At 65.5% G+C, this 19,656-nt stretch carries 12 protein-coding genes; 8 read left to right on the plus strand and 4 right to left on the minus strand.

All coding sequences use genetic code 11. From position 1 onward, the window contains the following. Positions 1-290: 290 nt before the first annotated feature. On the minus strand, positions 291-1,670 hold the full coding sequence (locus tag AC0Z2B_RS21675) for an MFS transporter (RefSeq protein ID WP_476299315.1): 1,380 nt from the start codon (positions 1,668-1,670) through the stop codon (positions 291-293). A 346-nt stretch (positions 1,671-2,016) separates the two neighbouring features. On the opposite strand from AC0Z2B_RS21675, the gene AC0Z2B_RS21680 reads away from it, so the two are divergent. Further along, entirely contained in the window at positions 2,017-4,851 is a 2,835-nt protein-coding gene (locus AC0Z2B_RS21680) for a bifunctional diguanylate cyclase/phosphodiesterase (RefSeq protein WP_476299317.1), read from the plus strand. An 87-nt stretch (positions 4,852-4,938) separates the two neighbouring features. Here the strand turns inward: AC0Z2B_RS21680 and AC0Z2B_RS21685 are convergent, their stop codons facing one another. Further along, complete coding sequence (locus tag AC0Z2B_RS21685) at positions 4,939-5,178, minus strand: DUF3203 family protein (protein ID WP_476299319.1); 240 nt, start codon at positions 5,176-5,178, stop codon at positions 4,939-4,941. Between the two features lie 189 nt (positions 5,179-5,367). Here AC0Z2B_RS21685 and AC0Z2B_RS21690 point away from each other — a divergent pair, with 189 nt between their 5' ends. The 5 genes from AC0Z2B_RS21690 (at position 5,368) to AC0Z2B_RS21710 (ending at position 12,712) form a co-directional block, all read left to right on the plus strand. Next, positions 5,368-8,553 (plus strand): efflux RND transporter permease subunit, encoded by a 3,186-nt coding sequence (locus AC0Z2B_RS21690; protein WP_476299320.1) that lies wholly within the window; start codon positions 5,368-5,370, stop codon positions 8,551-8,553. 1 nt (position 8,554) lies between these two features. Then, positions 8,555-9,724: an efflux RND transporter periplasmic adaptor subunit gene (locus AC0Z2B_RS21695; protein WP_476299322.1), complete on the plus strand. Its 1,170-nt coding sequence runs from the start codon at positions 8,555-8,557 to the stop codon at positions 9,722-9,724. Continuing rightward, entirely contained in the window at positions 9,717-11,123 is a 1,407-nt protein-coding gene (locus tag AC0Z2B_RS21700; RefSeq protein ID WP_476299324.1) for an efflux transporter outer membrane subunit, read from the plus strand. Before AC0Z2B_RS21695 ends, AC0Z2B_RS21700 begins: the two co-directional genes overlap by 8 nt. A gap of 459 nt (positions 11,124-11,582) precedes the next feature. Next, positions 11,583-11,840 (plus strand): hypothetical protein, encoded by a 258-nt coding sequence (locus tag AC0Z2B_RS21705; protein WP_476299326.1) that lies wholly within the window; start codon positions 11,583-11,585, stop codon positions 11,838-11,840. A gap of 365 nt (positions 11,841-12,205) precedes the next feature. After that, positions 12,206-12,712: an MgtC/SapB family protein gene (locus tag AC0Z2B_RS21710; RefSeq protein ID WP_476299328.1), complete on the plus strand. Its 507-nt coding sequence runs from the start codon at positions 12,206-12,208 to the stop codon at positions 12,710-12,712. A gap of 409 nt (positions 12,713-13,121) precedes the next feature. Here the strand turns inward: AC0Z2B_RS21710 and AC0Z2B_RS21715 are convergent, their stop codons facing one another. Together AC0Z2B_RS21715 and AC0Z2B_RS21720 are read right to left on the minus strand one after the other, a co-directional pair. Next, on the minus strand, positions 13,122-13,532 hold the full coding sequence (locus AC0Z2B_RS21715; protein ID WP_476299413.1) for a DUF4225 domain-containing protein: 411 nt from the start codon (positions 13,530-13,532) through the stop codon (positions 13,122-13,124). A gap of 422 nt (positions 13,533-13,954) precedes the next feature. Beyond that, complete coding sequence (locus tag AC0Z2B_RS21720; RefSeq protein WP_416425451.1) at positions 13,955-14,116, minus strand: hypothetical protein; 162 nt, start codon at positions 14,114-14,116, stop codon at positions 13,955-13,957. A gap of 187 nt (positions 14,117-14,303) precedes the next feature. On the opposite strand from AC0Z2B_RS21720, the gene AC0Z2B_RS21725 reads away from it, so the two are divergent. Together AC0Z2B_RS21725 and treS are read left to right on the plus strand one after the other, a co-directional pair. Continuing rightward, complete coding sequence (locus AC0Z2B_RS21725) at positions 14,304-16,322, plus strand: alpha-1,4-glucan--maltose-1-phosphate maltosyltransferase (RefSeq protein WP_476299330.1); 2,019 nt, start codon at positions 14,304-14,306, stop codon at positions 16,320-16,322. 14 nt (positions 16,323-16,336) lie between these two features. Next, positions 16,337-19,654 (plus strand): maltose alpha-D-glucosyltransferase, encoded by a 3,318-nt coding sequence (gene treS, locus AC0Z2B_RS21730; protein WP_476299332.1) that lies wholly within the window; start codon positions 16,337-16,339, stop codon positions 19,652-19,654. Positions 19,655-19,656: the final 2 nt, after the last annotated feature.

A 19,656-nucleotide genomic window follows, 5' to 3' on the forward strand; every position in this document is an offset into this window, starting at 1 on the left:
CCGGCGTCGCTCAAGCGGACGACGGCCCGGAATAGAAGCGCCTCCGGTTCCGTCTCCCTCGGCTCCGCCGAGGCCCGCTTGATCAACGCCTCCGGTCGGCCCGGGCGCTTAACGGGGCCAAGATCAAAGTCAAAAGCCAGATCAAGATCAAAAGCACATCAAAAGCCAGATCAAAAGCAGATCAAAAGCAGATCAAAAGCAGATCAAAAGCAGATCAAAAGCTGTTGGATACGAAAAAGCCCCGGGTTCTCATCGAAGCCGGGGCTTTTTCTTGCAGCTTGCAGGTGCTGTTACTTCACCGCCTGCATCCGCATCTGCAGGTAATCCTTCTTGTCCACTTCCTTCGCATCACGCTTGCCCAGGTCCGCCATCGGAATCCGGTAGGTTTCCTTGGCCGCATAAGCCGCGAGGGCCGCGATGATGGTGATGCCGAATGCCATGGCACCCACGGTCATCGGGATGTTGTCCGAGCCGGGCGGGGCGATGGCGGCGAACAGGGCCGGCAGCAGCGCGGTGATCATGGTGCCCACGTTCTGCGAGATGGCCATGGCCGACACACGGTAGCGGGTCTGGAACAGTTCCGGGTAGAAGCTTGGGAAGATCGCGTTGTAGCCCTGGTAGACCACACCCCACATCAGCAGCGACATGGTGAAGGCCAGGGGCACGCTGTGGATGCTGATCGCGTACAGGTAGCCGAAGGCCAACAGGCCCGAGCCCAGGGCGCCACCCATGATCATCGGGCGACGGCCGATCTTGTCCGACCAGTTGCCTACGAACGGGATCACCACCACGGCGACGATGTTGCCGATTACCGGAATCCACAGGTACACGCTTTTCGAGAAGCCGACGCCGTAGGCCGGCTGCACCGCGTACGCCGCACCGAAGATGGTGGCCACCACCGGGATCACGTTCATCAGCGCCATGCAGGTCACCAGGCACATGTTGCGCCAGTTGTGCTGGAAGGCCTCGACGATGGGGGCTTTCGGCAGTTCGGTGCTGGCTTCTTCCTTGACGAAGGCCGGGGTCTCGTGGACCTCTTTACGGATGATGTAGCCGGCGATCAGCACGATGGCGCTGAGCAGGAACGGAATCCGCCAGCCCCAGCTGTTGAAGGCATCGTCGGGCATGAAGTAGGCCAGTGGCAGGAAGATCGCCGCGGCGAAGATCTGCCCCGCCTGCACGCCCTGCAGGGTGTAGCTGGCGTAGTAGCCCCTTCTGCCGAAGGGCGCGTGCTCCATGATCATGGAACTGGCCCCGGAGATCTCACCAGCTACCGCGAAGCCCTGGATCAGGCGCAGTACCACCAGCAGGGCCGGCGCAAGCATGCCAACCTGGCTATAGGTAGGCAGCAGGCCCACGGCCATGGTCGCGAAGCCCATCAGGAACATGCACAACAGCAGCACATTCTTGCGGCCGCGGGTGTCACCCCAGTGGCCCAGGAACGCGGCGCCGATTGGGCGGGCGATATAACCCACGCCATAGGTAGCCAGCGAGGCGACGATAGCGATCTTGGGGTCGGTGGACGGGAAGAAGATTTGCGGGAATATCAGCGCCGCAGCCTGGGCGTAGATAAAGAAGTCATAGTACTCGAGCGCCGAGCCGATCCAGCCGCTGGCGGTCGCTTTTTTGGTTTGCTGAGAGCCGTGGGACTCGGTGGATACTTGATCCATGGGTGTCTCCGTTGTTTTTATTATAGAGCAATATCATTTTAGGTAACGCTGGCCGTCAGCTCGGGTCGGAACCGAAACTAACTGGATAGTTAACAAATATCAGCCGCCATGATCTGTGTCAATACGGCAACCCGGTGGCCCATGCGAACCTGTGCGATTGCCGGTCATTATTATGACATCAGTGAAAAAGTTTGTGCAGCGAATGGCATCAACGGTGCGTCTGGCGCAAGGGTTGGCGCCAGGTTGGTCGGACAGAGCTTGCCTGAAGTAGTGGCACCGCGCTATATCTTCGTCTGGCCCTGCCGATAAGGGGTTCTGCGACTGTCCGTTCTGTTGGAGCACCTTCTTGAACTTCCCCGTTTTGCCCGATGACTCACGCCTGCCGCCGGGCGAACAGACGGCCGCGTCGATTGAAGTGGTGCTGGCCGGCGCGCGCGCCTGGCCCAAAGCTTGCGCGTGGGTGTGGTACCGGGATGGCGAGCCCATGCACCGGGCGGCCCAGGGCGGTGCCTTCTGCCAGTGGCCCACGACCCTGGCAGCCGACGACCTCGACGCGTTCTGCCGCGCCGAGGGCTTGCATCGCTGGCCCACCGGCCAGGGCGAGCGTGCCTTGGGCTGGCTGCTGGCGCCACGCAGCGAGGCGCACAACCTGCAGTTGGCCGAGCTGGCCCGGGAGCTGGGCACGCGGGTGCAGAGCGAGGCCCTGGCGCGGGCGCAGATCACCCAGCGGGTGCTGTACGAAATCACCTACCTGGCCAGTTCCACCCGTGACCGGGCGGCGTTCCTCGAAGGCGTGCACCGGCACCTGGCCACGCTGATCGACGCCGAGAACTTCTACCTGGCGCTGTACGACCCCCAGCACGGCAAGGTCTCGTACCCTTATTACGTGGACATCATCGACGTCGATGCCATCGAGGCCGAGAGCCACGAATACCTGGACCCCGAGTGCCTGTCCCTGACCGGCTACGTGCTGATCAGCGGCCAGCCGCTGATGGTCGACGCCGTGGGCATGCGCCGCGCCGAGCAGGAAGGGCGCTTCGCCCCCCTGGGGCACCGCCCCGAGTTCTGGATGGGCGCGCCGCTGAAGAACGCCTCGGACGAGGTGTTCGGCATGCTTGCCATGCAGGTCTACGAGGTGTCGCGCATTTATAGCGCCGAGGACCGCGAGCTGTTCCTGGTGGTGGCCCGCCACGTGGCCATGGCGCTGGACCGCATCCTGCACCGGGTCGACCTGGAAGAGACGGTGTCGCGGCGCACCCAGGAGCTGTCCGAGCTCAACGATGCCCTGCGCCAGGAAGTGGTCGAGCGCGAGCGCGCCGAGCACCTGCACAGCGCACTGTTCCAGATTGCCGAGTTGTCCAGCCAGCCGGGGGACATGGCCGAGCTGTTCCAGAGCCTGCACAGCATCGTCGGCGACCTGCTGTTCGCGCGCAATTTCTATATCGCGCTGTTCGAGGTGATGACCGGCGAGGTGACCTTCCCCTATTACATCGACGAACAGAGCGCCGCCGTGCCGCCGCCACGCCGTGGCCGCCGTGGCCTGACCGAGTACGTGATCCGCCAGCGCCGGCCGTGCCTGATCGACTACGACGACGCTACCGAGCTGATGGCCAGCGGCGAGATCACCCACAACCCCGGGCCGATCCGCTCGCAGTCGTGGCTGGGCATCCCGCTGTTCGAGGGCACCCAGGTGCGCGGCGTGCTGGTGGTGCAGAGCTATTCGCCGATGATCCGCTACAGCCAGCGCGACCAGGAGCTGTTGACCTTCGTCTCCCGGCACATCGACACCGCGTTGTCGCGGCGCAGCGCCGCCGAGGCGGTGCACGCTGCCAACCTGATGCTCGAGGCGCGGGTGCAGAGCCGCACCCGCGAGCTGGACCACGCCAACGCCAAGCTGCAGCATGAAAACGCCCACGACGCCCTGACCGGGCTGCCCAACCGCAGCCACCTGCAGCAACGCCTGCAGCAGGCCTGGGAGGATTTCTGCCGGCAACAGCGGCCCCTGGTGGTGATGTTCATCGACCTGGACCGCTTCAAGATGGTCAACGACAGCCTCGGCCACCATTTCGGCGACCTGCTGCTGACCCAGGCCGCCACGCGCCTGCGCAACTGCCTGCGCCAGGACGACCTGCTGGCGCGGCTGGGCGGCGACGAGTTCGCGGTGCTGGCGCCCAGCGCCGACCTTGATGTGGCCGTGGACATCGCCGAGCGCATCCTGCTGGCCTTCGACCTGCCGTTCAACATTGACGGCCACGGGGTGTTTTCCTCGTGCAGCATCGGCATCGTCAGCGCCGACGGGCAGTTCCACCATGAGCCGGCGGACCTGCTGCGTGACGCCGACACGGCCATGTACCGGGTCAAGAACGCCGGCCGCGACAGTTTCGCGGTGTTCAACCAGCAGGTGCGCCGCGAGGTCACCGACCAGATGGAGCGCGAGGGCGCGCTGCGCAACGCGCTCAAGCGCGATGACGAACTGCTGGCGTATTTCCAGCCCATCGTCAGCGTCGAGAGCGGCGCGGTGGTGGCTCTGGAGGCGCTGATCCGCTGGCGCCAGGCCGACGGCCGCATCACCGCGCCAGGGCAGTTCCTGCCGGCGCTGGAAGGCCTGCGGCTGATTGGCCGGTTGGACCTGTACATGCTCAACCGCATTGCCGAAATCCTCGCCCGGCCCGAGCACGCGCACTGGCCGCCGGTGCACGTCAACTGTTCCAGCTACAGCATTACCCGGCCCGAGTTCGCCAGCGAAGTGCTGGCGCTGCTGCAGCGCCACGGCATCGACGCCCACCGCCTGTGCCTGGAACTGACCGAAGGCGGCCTGGTGGCCGAGCCCGAGCGCGCCCGGCAGACCATGCAGCAACTGGCCGAACACGGCCTGAGCGTGATGCTCGACGACTTCGGCGCCGGCTTCTCGTCGCTCAGCTACGTGCACCAGTACCGCTTCAGCGGCCTGAAGATCGACAAATCCTTCATCCTCGAACTGACCGCCAGCGAACGCAGCCGCGCCATCGTCCGCGCCATCGTGCGCATGGCCGACTCGCTGGGGCTGCCAGTGGTGGCAGAAGGGGTGGAAGACGAGGCCACCTTGCAGCTGCTCAAGGAGATGGGCGCGTCGCAGGCGCAGGGGTATTACTTCGCGCGGCCGATGGCGATGGAGTTGCTGGAGCTGCCGGGCGGACCTTGAAGCCGACCCACCGGGGTCCCCTGTAGCAGCGGCCGGCGGCCGCGTCAGGTCCACCGGGGACGCAGCCTTCGGCAGCTGCTACGGGGGTTAGATTACCGAACCGGGCACGCTGGCCTTGACGTGGTGGCGGGCGTCCACCGCGCCGGCCACGGTGAGGGCGTCGGCCTCGGCCTCGGTGATGGGCACGCGATGGCCATTGAGCTCGGCGATGGACATGCGCAACTGGTCGTCGGTGGTGATGCGCACGTCGGTCGCCAGGCCTTCGCAACGCATGTCGGCCTCGACCAGGGTGCAACGTTGGGTCTGGGCATTGATTTCCACGGGCATGGCTCCTCTCCTTGTTCTGTTGGGCACTCAAGGCTTTGACAACAGCCGCGCGGCGCGGGCCCTTCGCGCTGATCAACGGTCAGCCGATTAAAGGTTCTTCAGGCTACTCCTCACAAACGTTTGCCGGGCCTACACTGATCCGGCGTGTGCCTGGTGGTGGCGTCCTGTCCTGCGTACGGAACAAACCCGATGCTTGGAATTGTGCGTGTCGCGCTGAACCGGCCCTACACCTTCGTGGTGTTGGCCATTTTCATCCTCATCGTCGGCCCCCTGGCGGCGTGGCGGACGCCTACGGACATTTTTCCGGAAATCCGCATTCCGGTCATCGCCGTGATCTGGCAATACACCGGCCTGCCGCCCGACCAGATGGCCGGGCGCATCACCTCGCCGTTCGAGCGGGTGCTGACCACCACGGTGAACGATGTGCGCCACATCGACGCCGAGTCGCTGAACGGCTTCGGCATCGTCAAGGTGTACTTCCAGCCCAACGTCAACATCAGCACCGCCAACGCCCAGCTGACCTCGGTGGCCCAGGTGATCCTGCGGCAGCTGCCGCCGGGCACCACGCCGCCGCTGATCCTCAATTACAGCGCTTCCACCGTGCCCATCGTGCAGCTGGCGCTGTCGGGCCAGGGCCTGAGCGAGCAGCGCCTGGGCGACCTGGGCCTGAACAGCGTGCGCCTGCTGCTGACCTCGGTGGCCGGCGCTGCCATGCCTTACCCGTTCGGCGGCAAGAGCCGCCAGGTGCAGATCGACATCGACTCCGCCGCCCTGCAGGCCCGCGGCCTGTCGGCCCAGGACGTGGCCAACGCCCTGGCCGGGCAGAACCTGATCACGCCGGTGGGCACCGAGAAAATCGGCCGCTACGAATACGTCATGCAGCTGAACAACGCGCCCTCGGCCATCGCCGACCTGGAAGCCCTGCCTATCAAGGCCGCCGACGGCACCACGGTGCTGATGCGCGACGTGGCCAGCGTGCGCGACGGCGCGCCGCCGCAAACCAACATCGTCCACGTCAACGGCAGCCGCTCGGTGCTGATCACCGTGCTCAAGACCGGGTCGGCGTCGACCCTGGGGGTGATCGCCGGCATCAAGGACAAGCTGGCCGAGTCCAAGGCGGCCTTGCCCGACAACCTCAAGATCGACTTCATCGGCGACCAGTCGCTGTTCGTCCGCGCCGCCATCAGCAGTGTGGCGCGCGAGGCGGTGATCGCCGCGGCGCTGACCAGCCTGATGATTTTGCTGTTCCTGGGCAGCTGGCGCTCGACGGTGATCATCGCCGTGTCGATCCCCCTGGCCATCCTGGCCTCTATCGCCACCCTGGCGGCGCTGGGGGAAACCCTGAACATCATGACCCTGGGCGGCCTGGCCCTGGCCGTGGGTATCCTGGTGGACGATGCAACGGTGACCATTGAAAACATCAACTGGCACCTGGAGCAGGGCAAGCAGGTGCGCGAAGCGATCCTCGACGGCGCGGCGCAGATCGTCACCCCGGCGTTCGTGTCGCTGCTGTGCATCTGCATCGTGTTCGTGCCGATGTTTTTCCTCGACGGCATCGCCCGCTTCCTGTTCGTGCCCATGGCCGAGGCGGTGATGTTCGCCATGATCGCCTCGTTCATCCTGTCGCGCACCCTGGTGCCGACCATGGCCAACTTCCTACTCAAGCCCCATGAAGAGCACGAGGAGGGCGCGCACAAAAAGCCCTCGCGCAACCCGTTGGTACGCTTCCAGCAAGGCTTCGAGGCGCGTTTCGAACAGATCCGCGAGGGCTACCATGGCCTGCTAGAACGGGTGCTGCACCGGCGTGGACTGTTCCTGCTGGCGTTTTTCGCCTTCGTGCTGCTGTCGTTCGGGCTGGCGCCGTTCCTGGGGCGGGACTTCTTCCCCAGCGTCGACTCCGGGCAGATCCTGATGCACGTCCGCGTGCCGGTGGGCACCCGCATCGAAGACACTGCACAGGTGATCTACCGCGTCGAGCAGGCCGTGCGGGGCATCGTGCCCGCCGAGGAGTTGGGCGCGGTGGTGGACAACATCGGGCTGTCGGTGAGCGGCATCAACACCGCCTACAACAACACCGGCACCGTCGGTTCCCAGGACAGCGACGTGCAGATCTCGTTGAACGAGGGCCACCGCGCCACGGCCGACTACATCCGCCAGATGCGCGAGCAACTGCCCCAGGCGTTCCCCGGCGTGGTGTTCTCGTTCCCGCCCTCGGACATCGTCGGGCAGATCCTCAACTTCGGTTCGGCCGCGCCCATCGACCTGCAGGTGTCGGGGGCCAACCTGGCCGGCAACTTCGCCTACGCCAACAGCGTGCTGCGCGAGATTCGCCGGGTGCCGGGGGTGGTGGACGCGCGCCTGCAGCAGTCACGGCAATTGCCCAGCTTCAAGATCAACGTCGACCGCACCCGCGCGCAACTGGTGGGTATCACCGAGCGCGACATCACCAATAGCCTGGTGGTGAACCTGGCCGGTTCCAGCCAGGTGGCGCCCACCTATTGGTTGAACAATGCGAACGGCATTTCCTACCCTATCGTGCTGCAGACGCCGCAGTACAAGTTGGACACCCTGGGCGCGCTGCATGACCTGCCGCTGAGCGCCAGCGGGCAGGGCGCCAACGGGCAACTGCTGGGCGGCCTGGCGACGTTCGAGCGCAGCCAGAGCAACTCGGTGCTGACCCAGTCGGACATCCAGCCGGTGGTGGAGGTGTACGCGTCGATCCAGGGGCGCGACCTGGGCGCGGTGGCGGCGGATATCCAGGCGATCATCGATGCCCACGGCAACGACCTGCCCAAGGGCTCCAAGGCTACGCTGCAGGGCCAGGTGCAAACCATGAACAGCGCGTTCAACGGCATGTTCTTCGGCCTGCTGGGGGCGGTGGTGCTGATCTATCTGCTGATCGTGGTCAACTTCCAGTCCTGGCTCGACCCGTTCGTGATCATCACCGCCCTGCCGGCGGCCCTGGCGGGTATTGTGTGGATGCTGTTCGCCACCCACACCACGCTGTCGGTGCCGGCGCTGACCGGGGCGATCATGTGCATGGGCGTGGCTACCGCCAACTCGATCCTGGTGGTGAGCTTCTGCCGCGAGCGCCTCAACGAACATGGCGACTCGCTGAAAGCCGCGCTGGAGGCCGGCTATACCCGCTTCCGGCCGGTACTGATGACGGCCCTGTCGATGATCATCGGCATGGCGCCCATGGCCCTGAGCCTGGGCGAGGGCGGTGAGCAGAACGCACCCCTGGGCCGGGCGGTGATCGGCGGGCTGGCCTTCGCCACCTGCGCCACGCTGTTCCTGGTGCCGGCCATTTTCAGCATTGTCCATGCCCGTGACGGGCGCGAGGCCGTTGCCCAGCGCAGCGGCCAGGAGGCCTGACATGTCAGCGCAGCAATCGGCAAGCTCCCGGCGCGGCCGCCTGGCATTGATCGTGGGCGTAGTGCTGGTGATTGTGGTGGTGGTCGCCGGGGTCAGCACCCGCGCCACCGAGTCGCGCAACCTCAAGACCTGGACCGACACCCAGGCCATGCCCACGGTGGTGCTGATCGCGCCGAGCCGGCCGGACAAGGGCCCGGTGCTGAACCTGCCGGGGCGCCTTGAAGCCTGGTCGCGGGCCTCGATCTTCGCCCGGGTCAGCGGCTACCTGAAATCCTGGACCGTGGACATTGGCGGCAAGGTCAAGGCCGGGCAGTTGCTGGCCGAGATCGATGCCCCGGAGCTGGACCAGCAGCTGCTGCAGGCCCGGGCCCAGTTGGCCACCAGCCAGGCCAACGCGCAATTGGCGGCCACCACGGCCCATCGCTGGCAGGTGATGCTGGCGTCCGATTCGGTGTCGCGCCAGGACGTCGACCAGCGCGTGGGAGACCTGGCGGCCAAACAGGCCGAAGTCGCCTCCGCCAAGGCCAACGTCGATCGGTTGCTGGCCACCAAGGGCTTCCAGCGGCTGGTGGCGCCCTTCGATGGCGTGGTCACCGCGCGCGCCACCGACGTCGGCGCGCTGATCAACGCCGGCAGCGGCGGCACCGGGCCGGAGCTGTTCGCGGTGTCCGACATCAGCCGCCTGCGCGTGTACGTGCAGGTGCCCCAGGCCTTCGCCGCGCAGGTGCGCGAAGGCACCAGCGTCAGCCTCACCGTGCCCGAATACCCCAAGGACAGCTTCCAGGCCAAGGTGGTGGCCCGTGCGGACGCCATCAACCCGGCCTCGGGCGCCACCCTGGTGCAATTGATGGTCGACAACAAGGCCGCGCGGCTGATGCCCGGGGCGTTCGCCAACGTGCATTTCGATCTGCCGACCCAGGCCGACACCCTGCGCCTGCCGGCCAGCGCGCTGCTGTTTGATGACCAGGGGCTGCGCGTGGCGACCCTGGACGGCAACGACCATGTCAAATTCAAGACCGTGACCATCGCCCGCGACTTCGGCGACACGGTGGAGATCGGCTCGGGCCTGGCGCCGAATGACCGGGTCATCGACACCCCGCCCGATGGCCTGGCCGACAACGACGCAGTGAAGATCAGCCCGCCGCCCCAGCAGGGCAGCAATCATGGTTAAGCGCCTCGCGGCCCTGTGCCTGGCCGTGTTGCCCTGCGCCTGTTCGCTGGCGCCGCCTTATAAAGTGCCACCCATCGACACCGCGGCGCAGTACCGCAACGTCGGGCCCTGGGCGCCGGCGCAACCGGCCGACCAGATGAACCGCGACGGCTGGTGGACGATTTACCACGACAGCCGCCTGAACGCCTTGCAGCAGCAACTGGCCGCCAACAACCCCGACCTCAGCGCCGCCGTCGCCCACTACGCCCAGGCCCAGGCGTTCCTGGCCCAGGTGCGCTCCGACCTGTTCCCCACGCTCAAGGGCTTTGCCAATCCCCAGCGTATCCGCCAATCCGACACCCGCCCACTGCGCGCCACCGGTGGGCCCAGCGAGTACAACTCAGTGACCGTGGGCGTGGAGCTGGACTACGAGGTCGACCTGTGGGGGCGGGTGCGCAACTCGGTCGACGCTGGCGCCGACGAGGCCCAGGCCGCCGCCGCGGACCTGGCGTCGGCACGGCTGAGCCTGCAAACCCAGCTCACCGACGACTACATCCGCCTGCGCGGGCTGGACCAGCAGACCCAGCTGCTCAGCGCCACCACCGACGCCTTCGCCAAGGCCCTGAACCTCACCGAAGGCCTGCATGGCGGCGGCATCGTCTCCGGCCTGGACGTGGCGCGGGCGCGCACCCAGCTGTCGTCGGCCAAGTCGCAGCTGTCGCAGAACCAGGCCCAGCGGGCGCTGATGGAGCACGCCATCGCCGCCCTGGTCGGCGCCCAGCCGGCGCAGTTCAGCGTGCCGGTGGACACCGCGCGCATCGAGCTGCCGGTGGTGCCCGCGGGGGTGCCGTCGGCGCTGCTGCAACGCCGCCCCGACATCGCCGCCGCCGAACGCCGGGTGGCCGAGGCCAACGCCAAGATCGGCATCGCCCGCGCCGCCTATTTCCCCACCATCACCCTCAGCCCGCAAATCGGCTACCAGAGCGACCAGTACGCCGGCCTGCTGGCGGCGCCCAACCTGTTCTGGTCCATCGGCCCCTCGCTGGTGGCCACCCTGCTCGATGGCGGCAAGCGCAAGGCCGGCGTCGACGCCGCCCGCGCCGCCACCGACGAAGCCGCCGGCCACTACCGCAGCACCGTGCTCGGCGCCTTCCAGCAGGTGGAAGACAACCTCACCCTGATCGCCGGCCTGGGCAGCGCCCTGCAGGACCAGCGCGACGCCGCCAGCGCCGCCCACGACTCGGAAAACCTCGCCCTGTCGCGCTACAAGGACGGCGCCGTGGGCTACCTCGACGTGGTCGAGGCCCAGACCGCCGCCTTGCAGGCGCAAAGCGGCGTGCTCGACCTGCAGACACGCCAGTTGAGCGCCAACGTACAGCTGGTAAAAGCCCTCGGCGGCGGTTGGAGCACAACCCTGTAGCAGCAACTGTCTTGAAACGGCGTCGTCTGCATCGCGACTAAAGTCGGCTCCTACGCCGTGCAGGGTAGGAGCCGGCCTTGGCCGCGATGCAGACGACGCGATCGAGGAGCCCCTGTAGCAGCGGCCGCCAGGCCGCGTCCGGGGCTGAACGCGGTGCCCCAGGCATGGCGGCGGTGCCTGTGACGCGGCCTTTGGGCCGCTGCTACGGGGCCGTCCAATCCACAGGCACGGCGAATGCCGGAGAAGCCTTGGTTGCCAAGGCAGGTTGAACCCAACGGCAGTTGCCCCTATCGTTCGGCCCTTCGCTGCACCTGCAGCGGTGCTCAATGGCGGCTGTGCGCGGGAGACCTTCGGGTCTGCCGGGTTTTCTAACTTACCGGTTCGCCAACCTGCGTACAGCTGCCACCCATTCGTTTGGCGACGAAAGGGTGGTTTGTTCAACCAAGTTAGGAATTCACCATGACGCAATTTCTTGCCGTAAAAGCTGACTCCGCCGACTTTCCGGTCCTTCACATCGACACCGACGCCCCCTTAACCGCACTTGCGGATTGTGCAATGCACAGGATCGGCGCTGGCACCGGCCTGCTCGATAGCTTGCTATCCCTGAAGCTGGAGGGTGTCGACGATATTGATCTGAAGCGGATCGGCACCGCAGCGTATCTGTTGTGCCAGGACGGGATGGATGTGCTGGCGGTCATGCGCCACCGTCTCGGCTAGGCCGTCGATCCCGTAGCAGCGGCCGCGGGCCGCGTCAGGTGCCGAACGCGGTGCCCCAGGCGTTGCGGCGGCGCCTGTGACGCGGCCTTCGGGCCGCTGCTAAACGGAGTGTTGCCCGTAGCAGCAACTGTCTTGTGGGAGCTGGCTCGCCAGCGAGCTTTTATTGCCCCAACAGCTCGCTGGCAAGCGAGCTCCCACAAGATGTAGCAGTCTCTGTAGCAGCGGCCGCAGGCCGCGTCCGGGGTTGAATGCGGTGTGCCAGGCATGGCGGCGGCGCCTGTGACGCGGCCTTAGGCCGCTGCTACGGGCACTTCCCGGGCGGGGGGAGGGTCAATAGCTCAAGTTCCCCCGTGAAGGCCCTTGCAATGAACGCCTGGTGGCATGAAGCCTGGAACACCCTGGTCGCCGAATTCGCCGACATTACCGACGCCTCGCAACTGACCCGCGTCGCCGTGCGCCTGCTGATGGCCGGGGTGCTGGGTGGCATTCTCGGTTTTGAACGCGAGCACAAGGGCAAGGCGGCCGGGGTGCGCACGCACATGCTGGTGTCCTTGGGCGCCGCGCTGTTCATCCTGGTGCCGCAAATGGCCGGTGCCGACCCCGCGGCGATCAGCCGGGTGGTGCAGGGGCTGGTGGCGGGCATCGGCTTTCTGGGCGCGGGGACGATTCTCAAGGGCCATGCCGAGGATGCCCATCACGTGAAGGGCCTGACTACTGCAGCGGGGCTGTGGATGACCGCCGCCATCGGCGTGGCCGCCGGCATGGGGCGCGAGGCCACGGCGTTCCTCAGCACGCTGCTGGCGCTGGGCGTGCTGGCGATCATGCCGGTGGTGATTGGACGGTTGGGGCGCAATGGCGAAGACGAACGGTAACCGTGCCCGCTGCTGCCAGGCTGCGCTCGCCCAGTATCACTCCAACAAGGTGCTCTGAAGGGTTGCAGGCGGAGCGGTCAGCGTCTGGCTCCTGGTCTTGAAAAAATAGAGTTTGGTTTTTCTTTCTCTGGCGTAAACCATGTGTGTACGAAGATACTAAGAAATGCTATCCATTTAACAGCTTCGTTATTCTGTAAGGATTCAATGGCGGTGGTTTGGAAAATCGTGTGTCCGTAGGTTGAGACTGAAAGTTGTGATGCGCCCCATGCCACGGAGAGAAGAAGGTAGATCCAGAGCCAGGCTGGTCTGAATTTGGGTCCTGAAAAATGGTATGCATATATTCGAAAAAGCAGGGCGACTGTAAGCGAACCCAGTAGGTAGAGCAGTGCGACCCCCATCTCGTGGCCGCTCATGGTTGATCCACTTCTGACTTCATGGATCGTAACGTTAAAGTGCCAGAGATAGCGTCTATTTGTAATGAGCGTTTGCTCGTTTGGGTGTAAGTCCTGACGTAGTCTGTTCTCATATACCTGAATAAGCGCCAAGTGTCTGGTTTAAGAGTCCATCTTCCTGCACCGTAGATCGACAGGCCAATGTCGACAGCTCCATAAGCCATGTTCCCCTCAAACTCACCACCCCCCATCAATGCGGCCGTATACTGATATACCTTTCTGACTGGCCCCTGTGTGTCCGAGCGCCCCGTCGCTAGGTTTCGCCCGTTCTCATAAATGTTGTTGCCCCCATGCAGCATCAAGGGGATTCCGAAAGAAAGACATAACCAACCTCCAGAGCCGTAGCAAACTCCAGCTCCGGCAGCGATCTAGAAACCGCCTGCGACAACGCCAAATCCTTTCAGGGCGATTTCCCTGGACTGGCTTACCAGGCTCTGTTGCTGTGCCATGGTGCGCTCGTCCTAAGGGAAGTGATTGCATAGATTAGGAAACGAGATTGCTTGGTTCTATCGGCTGATTCCCAAGGGGGTGTGGGATATTTCTGCAAAGCCTATAGCGTTGCCGTCGGTCCGGGGCGCGTTGAGGATAAGAATCCACTACCCCGCGACCCGTAGCAGCTGCCGCAGGCTGCGTCATGGGGCCTCGCGACCTGCGAGGCGGGACGCAGCCTGCGGCAGCTGCTACGGGGGAGCGCGTTATCGGGAAAAATTTCATGACCTGACAGTCACGCTTATTCCCGGCGCATCTATGCTCTCTAGTCGCTATCGCGAAAAAATCCGTTCACGTCCGTTCACAGCTGCGCCGGCGGCTCCTGGCTGGGTGGATCGCCCACGGTAGGCGGCACGGTGGGTTTCACCGGCAGCTCGTCCGGGTCCACGTTGGGGTCGGGCGGCGGCAGGGTCGGGTCGTCGATGTTGGGGTCCGGCGTTTCGGCGGGGATAGGGATATTCATGGGGTTCCTCGCAGTTTTCGGGGTACTCAGGGATCTGGACAGCAGGCAGCCGCCGATGACTCCCGGGCATCACTGCTGCTGAACTTTCAGCACCCCCATGGCTCGGAACTTAAGTCAGGCGTTGGCACCCCTGTGCCGGCGTTAACGGTAATGGATGAGCGTCCTTGGGGCGTGGAGGAGATGCTCGATGACCGCGGATCAACCCTTCGAAACCGGCCAGGCGGCCGAGCAGAGCAATGAACAGGCGCTGAGCCTGTCCCAGGCCCTGCTGTTGCCACGAATCGTGATCGAAAACACCACGCCCGCCATCGACGGCGGCCAGTTTGCGGTGAAGGCCGTCACCGGCCAGACCCTGACGGTGAACAGCAAGGTCTACGCCGACGGCCACGACAAGCTGGCCGTGGTGCTGCGCTGGCGCGCCCTGGGCTCGGACAGCTGGCACAGCGTGGGCATGAAGGACCTGGGCAACGACAGCTGGCAGGGCCACTTCAGCGTCGGCCAGGTGGGCCGTCACGTGTTCAGCATCGAGGCCTGGATCGACCACTTCGCCAGCTACCGCTACGAGTTGGAAAAGAAATACGCCGCCGGCGTGCCCATCGGGCTGGAGCTTGAAGAAGGCCGCCTGCACCTGGTGCACAGCGCCGAGAAAAGCGAGGAGGGCCTGCGCCGCCAACTGCTGCACCTGCACGATCAGTTCCAGGGCCTGGACCCGGACGGCCAGGTGGCGCTGCTGCTGCAGAAAGACACCGCCGCGCTGATGAGTCTGGCCGACCCCCAGGCCTACCTCAGCAAGAGCCAGCTGTTCCCGGTGGAAGTGGAGCGCGAGCGTGCCCAGTTCGCCAGTTGGTACGAGCTGTTCCCGCGCTCGATCACCGATGACCCGGCCCGCCACGGCACCTTCAACGACGTCCACGAACGCCTGCCGATGATCCGCGACATGGGCTTCGACGTGCTGTATTTCCCGCCCATCCACCCCATCGGCCGCAAGCACCGCAAGGGCCGCAACAACTCCCTGGAGGCCGGCCCGGACGACCCCGGCAGCCCGTACGCGATCGGCAGCGCCGACGGCGGCCACGACGCCATTCACCCGCAACTGGGCAGCCGCGAGGACTTCCGCCGGCTGGTGGCCGCTGCCGCCGACCACGGCCTGGAGATTGCCCTGGACTTCGCCATCCAGTGCTCCCAGGACCACCCCTGGCTGGTGGAACACCCGGGCTGGTTCAGCTGGCGCCCGGACGGCACCATTCGCTACGCGGAAAACCCGCCGAAGAAGTACCAGGACATCGTCAACGTCGACTTCTACGCCGCCGACGCCATCCCCAGCCTGTGGCTGGCCCTGCGCGACGTGGTGGTGGGCTGGGTGGAGGAGGGCGTGAAGATCTTCCGCGTCGACAACCCGCACACCAAGCCGCTGCCGTTCTGGCAATGGATGATCGAGGACGTGCGCCGCGACCATCCCGAGGTGATGTTCCTCGCCGAGGCGTTCACCAAGCCGGCGATGATGGCGCGCCTGGGCAAGGTCGGTTACTCGCAGAGCTACACCTACTTCACTTGGCGCAATACCAAGGCCGAGCTGACCGAGTACTTCACCCAGCTCAACCAGCCGCCGTGGTCCGACTGCTACCGGCCGAACTTCTTCGTCAACACGCCGGACATCAACCCGTTCTTCCTGCATGAATCCGGGCGCGCCGGCTTCCTTATCCGCGCTGCCCTGGCCACCATGGGCTCGGGCCTGTGGGGCATGTATTCGGGCTTCGAGCTATGCGAGTCGGCGCCCATCCCCGGCAAGGAAGAGTACCTGGACTCTGAGAAGTACGAGATCCGTCCGCGCGACTACACCGCGCCGGGCAACATCATCGCCGAGATCGCCCAGCTCAACCGCATCCGCCGGCAGAACCCGGCGCTGCAGACGCACCTGGGCCTGCAGGTGCTGCAGTGCTGGAACGACAACATCCTCTATTTCGCCAAGCGCACCGCCGACCGCCGCAACTACATCCTGGTGGCCGTCAGCCTCGACCCGTACAACGTGCAGGAGGCGCACTTCGAACTGCCGCTGTGGGAGCTGGGCCTGGACGACAACGCCGCCACGTCGGGCGAGGACCTGATGACCGGCCACCGCTGGACCTGGTACGGCAAGACCCAATGGATGCGCATCGACCCCGGCTACCAGCCGTTCGGCATCTGGCGCATCAGCGCGGCGCTCTGAAAAGGACCTGACCCATGGCGAAGAAACCCCGCACGGCCGCGTTTATCAACGACCCCCTGTGGTACAAGGACGCGGTGATCTACCAGGTGCACGTGAAGTCGTTCTTCGACTCCAACAACGACGGCATCGGCGACTTTCCCGGCCTGATCGAGAAGCTCGACTACATCGCCGAGCTGGGCGTGAACACCATCTGGCTGCTGCCGTTCTACCCCTCGCCGCGCCGTGACGATGGCTACGACATCGCCGAATACAAGGCCGTGAGCCCCGACTACGGGACCATGGCCGACGCCCGGCGCTTTATCGCCGAGGCCCATGAACGCGGGCTGCGGGTGATCACCGAGCTGGTCATCAACCACACCTCCGACCAGCACCCCTGGTTCCAGCGCGCCCGCCACGCCAAGCCCGGCTCGCGGGCGCGGGACTTCTACGTGTGGTCGGACACCGACGACAAGTACGACGGCACCCGGATCATTTTCCTCGACACCGAAAAGTCCAACTGGACCTGGGACCCGGTGGCCGGCCAGTACTTCTGGCACCGCTTCTACTCGCACCAGCCGGACCTCAACTTCGACAACCCGCAGGTGATGAAAGCGGTGCTGGGGGTGATGCGCTACTGGCTGGACATGGGCATCGACGGCCTGCGCCTGGACGCCATTCCGTACCTGATCGAGCGCGACGGCACCAACAACGAGAACCTGCCCGAGACCCACCAGGTGCTCAAGCAGATCCGCGCCGAGATCGACGCCAATTACCCCGACCGCATGCTGCTGGCCGAGGCCAACCAGTGGCCCGAGGACACCCAGCTGTACTTCGGCGACGTCAAGGGCGACGACGGCGACGAATGCCACATGGCCTTCCACTTCCCGCTGATGCCGCGCATGTACATGGCCGTGGCCCAGGAAGACCGCTTCCCCATCACCGACATCCTGCGCCAGACCCCGGAGATCCCGCGCAACTGCCAGTGGGCGATCTTCCTGCGCAACCACGATGAACTGACCCTGGAAATGGTCACCGACCGCGAGCGCGACTACCTGTGGAACTACTACGCCGCCGACCGCCGCGCGCGCATCAACCTGGGCATCCGCCGGCGCCTGGCGCCACTGCTGGAGCGTGATCGGCGGCGCATCGAACTGCTCAACAGCCTGCTGCTGTCCATGCCCGGCACGCCCACGCTGTACTACGGCGACGAGATCGGCATGGGCGACAACATCTACCTGGGCGACCGCGACGGCGTGCGCACGCCCATGCAGTGGTCCATCGACCGCAACGGCGGCTTCTCGCGCGCCGACCCGGCCAGCCTGGTGCTGCCGCCGATCATGGACCCGCTGTACGGCTACCAGTCGGTGAACGTCGAGACCCAGTCCAACGACCCTCATTCGCTGCTCAACTGGCACCGCCGCCTGCTGGCCGTGCGCAAGCAGCAGAAGGCCTTTGGCCGCGGCACGCTGAAAATGCTGTCGCCCAGCAACCGCCGCATCCTGGCCTATATCCGCGAATACACCGGGCCCGACGGCAAGACCGAGCTGATCCTGTGCGTGGCCAACGTCTCGCGCGCCGCCCAGGCTGCCGAACTGGACCTGTCCCAGTATGCCGGCATGGTGCCGGTGGAAATGCTCGGCGGCAGCGCGTTCCCGCCCATCGGCCAACTGAACTTTCTGCTGACGTTGCCGCCCTATGGTTTCTACTGGTTCTTGCTGGCGTCCGCCGCGCAGATGCCCAGCTGGCATGTGGAACCGGCGCAGCCGTTGCCCGATTTCCTCACCCTGGTGTTGAAGAAACGTATGGAAGAGCTCTTGGAAGAACCGTCGCGCAGCAGCCTGGAGACCAGCGCGCTGCCCCAATACCTGCCTAAACGCCGCTGGTTCGCCGGCAAGGACAGCGCCATCGAACAGGTCCGCATCGCTTACGGCGTGCGCTTCGGCACGCCTTCCGCCCCGGTATTGCTCAGCGAGATTGAAGTGCGCAGCGCCGGCACCGTCAGCCGTTACCAGTTCCCCTTCGGCCTGCTGGGCGAAGACCAGCCCAGCAGCGCGTTGCCGCATCAGCTGGCGCTGTCACGGGTGCGGCGCAACCGCCAGGTGGGTCTGATCACCGACGCCTTCGTGCTGGAAAGTTTCATTCGCGCGGTGGTGCAGGGCCTCAAGGCCAACACCGTGCTCACCTGCGACGAGGGCGAAATCCGCTTCGTGCCCACGCCGGAGCTGGCGCGCCTGAACCTGGCGGACGAGCCGGAGATTCGCTACCTGTCCGCCGAGCAGTCCAACAGCTCGGTGGTGGTGGGCGGCAGCATGGTGCTGAAGATGATCCGCAAGGTCAGCGGCGGTATCCATCCGGAACTGGAGATGGGCGCCTACCTGACGGCCGCCGGCTTCGCCAACATCTCGCCGCTGCTGGGCTCGGTCAGCCGCGTTGACCCCGAGGGCCTGCCGCACCTGCTGATGATTGCCCAGGGCTACCTGAGCAACCAGGGCGACGCCTGGGCCTGGACCCAGAACAACCTGGAACGCGCGGTGCGCGACGACATGGCCATGGCCCGCTCCGACCAGGAACAGCACTACAACGCCCTGGGCGAGCTGGCCGACTTCGCCAGCCTGCTGGGCCAGCGCCTGGGCGAGATGCACCAGGTGCTGGCGGCGCCCACCGACAACCTCGACTTCAAGGCCAGCCCCAGCCGCAAGGCCGACGGCCAGGCCTGGAACGCCAGCGTCGGCGGCCAGTTGAAGCGCGCGCTGCAGCTGCTGGAACAGCATTACGACGAATTGGTGGAAGACGACCGCGGCCTGGTGGACGACCTGCTCAAGCAACGTGAATCCCTGCTGGCGCACATCGAGCACCTCAGCCAGCAAGCCGTGGGCGGCCTGATCATGCGCGTGCATGGCGACCTGCACCTGGGCCAGGTGCTGGTGGTGCAGGGCGACGCCTACCTGATCGACTTCGAGGGCGAACCGGCGCGGCCGCTGGAAGAACGCCGGGGCAAGTACAGCCCCTACAAGGACGTCAGTGGCGTGCTGCGTTCCTTCGACTACGCTGCCGCCATGGCCATGCGCGGCGCCGAGGAAGTGGACGACTCGGTGGAAGCCGAACAGGCCCGCCAGCGCGTCGCCAAGCGTTATTTGCATGAAGCCCGTCACGCCTTTATCGAGGCCTACGGGTTGGCTACCGCCAGCCTTGCCCATGCCTGGCAGCACAGCGACGGCGAACGCGCCGCGCTGGAACTGTTCAGCCTGGAGAAGGCCTGCTACGAAATCGCATACGAAGCCGAGAATCGCCCGAGTTGGCTGGCCGTGCCTTTGCATGGGCTATTCGGGTTACTGAGCACCAGGGGAGAGTAGTC

The sequence above is a fragment of the Pseudomonas sp. GYB4201 genome, assembly GCF_056312595.1.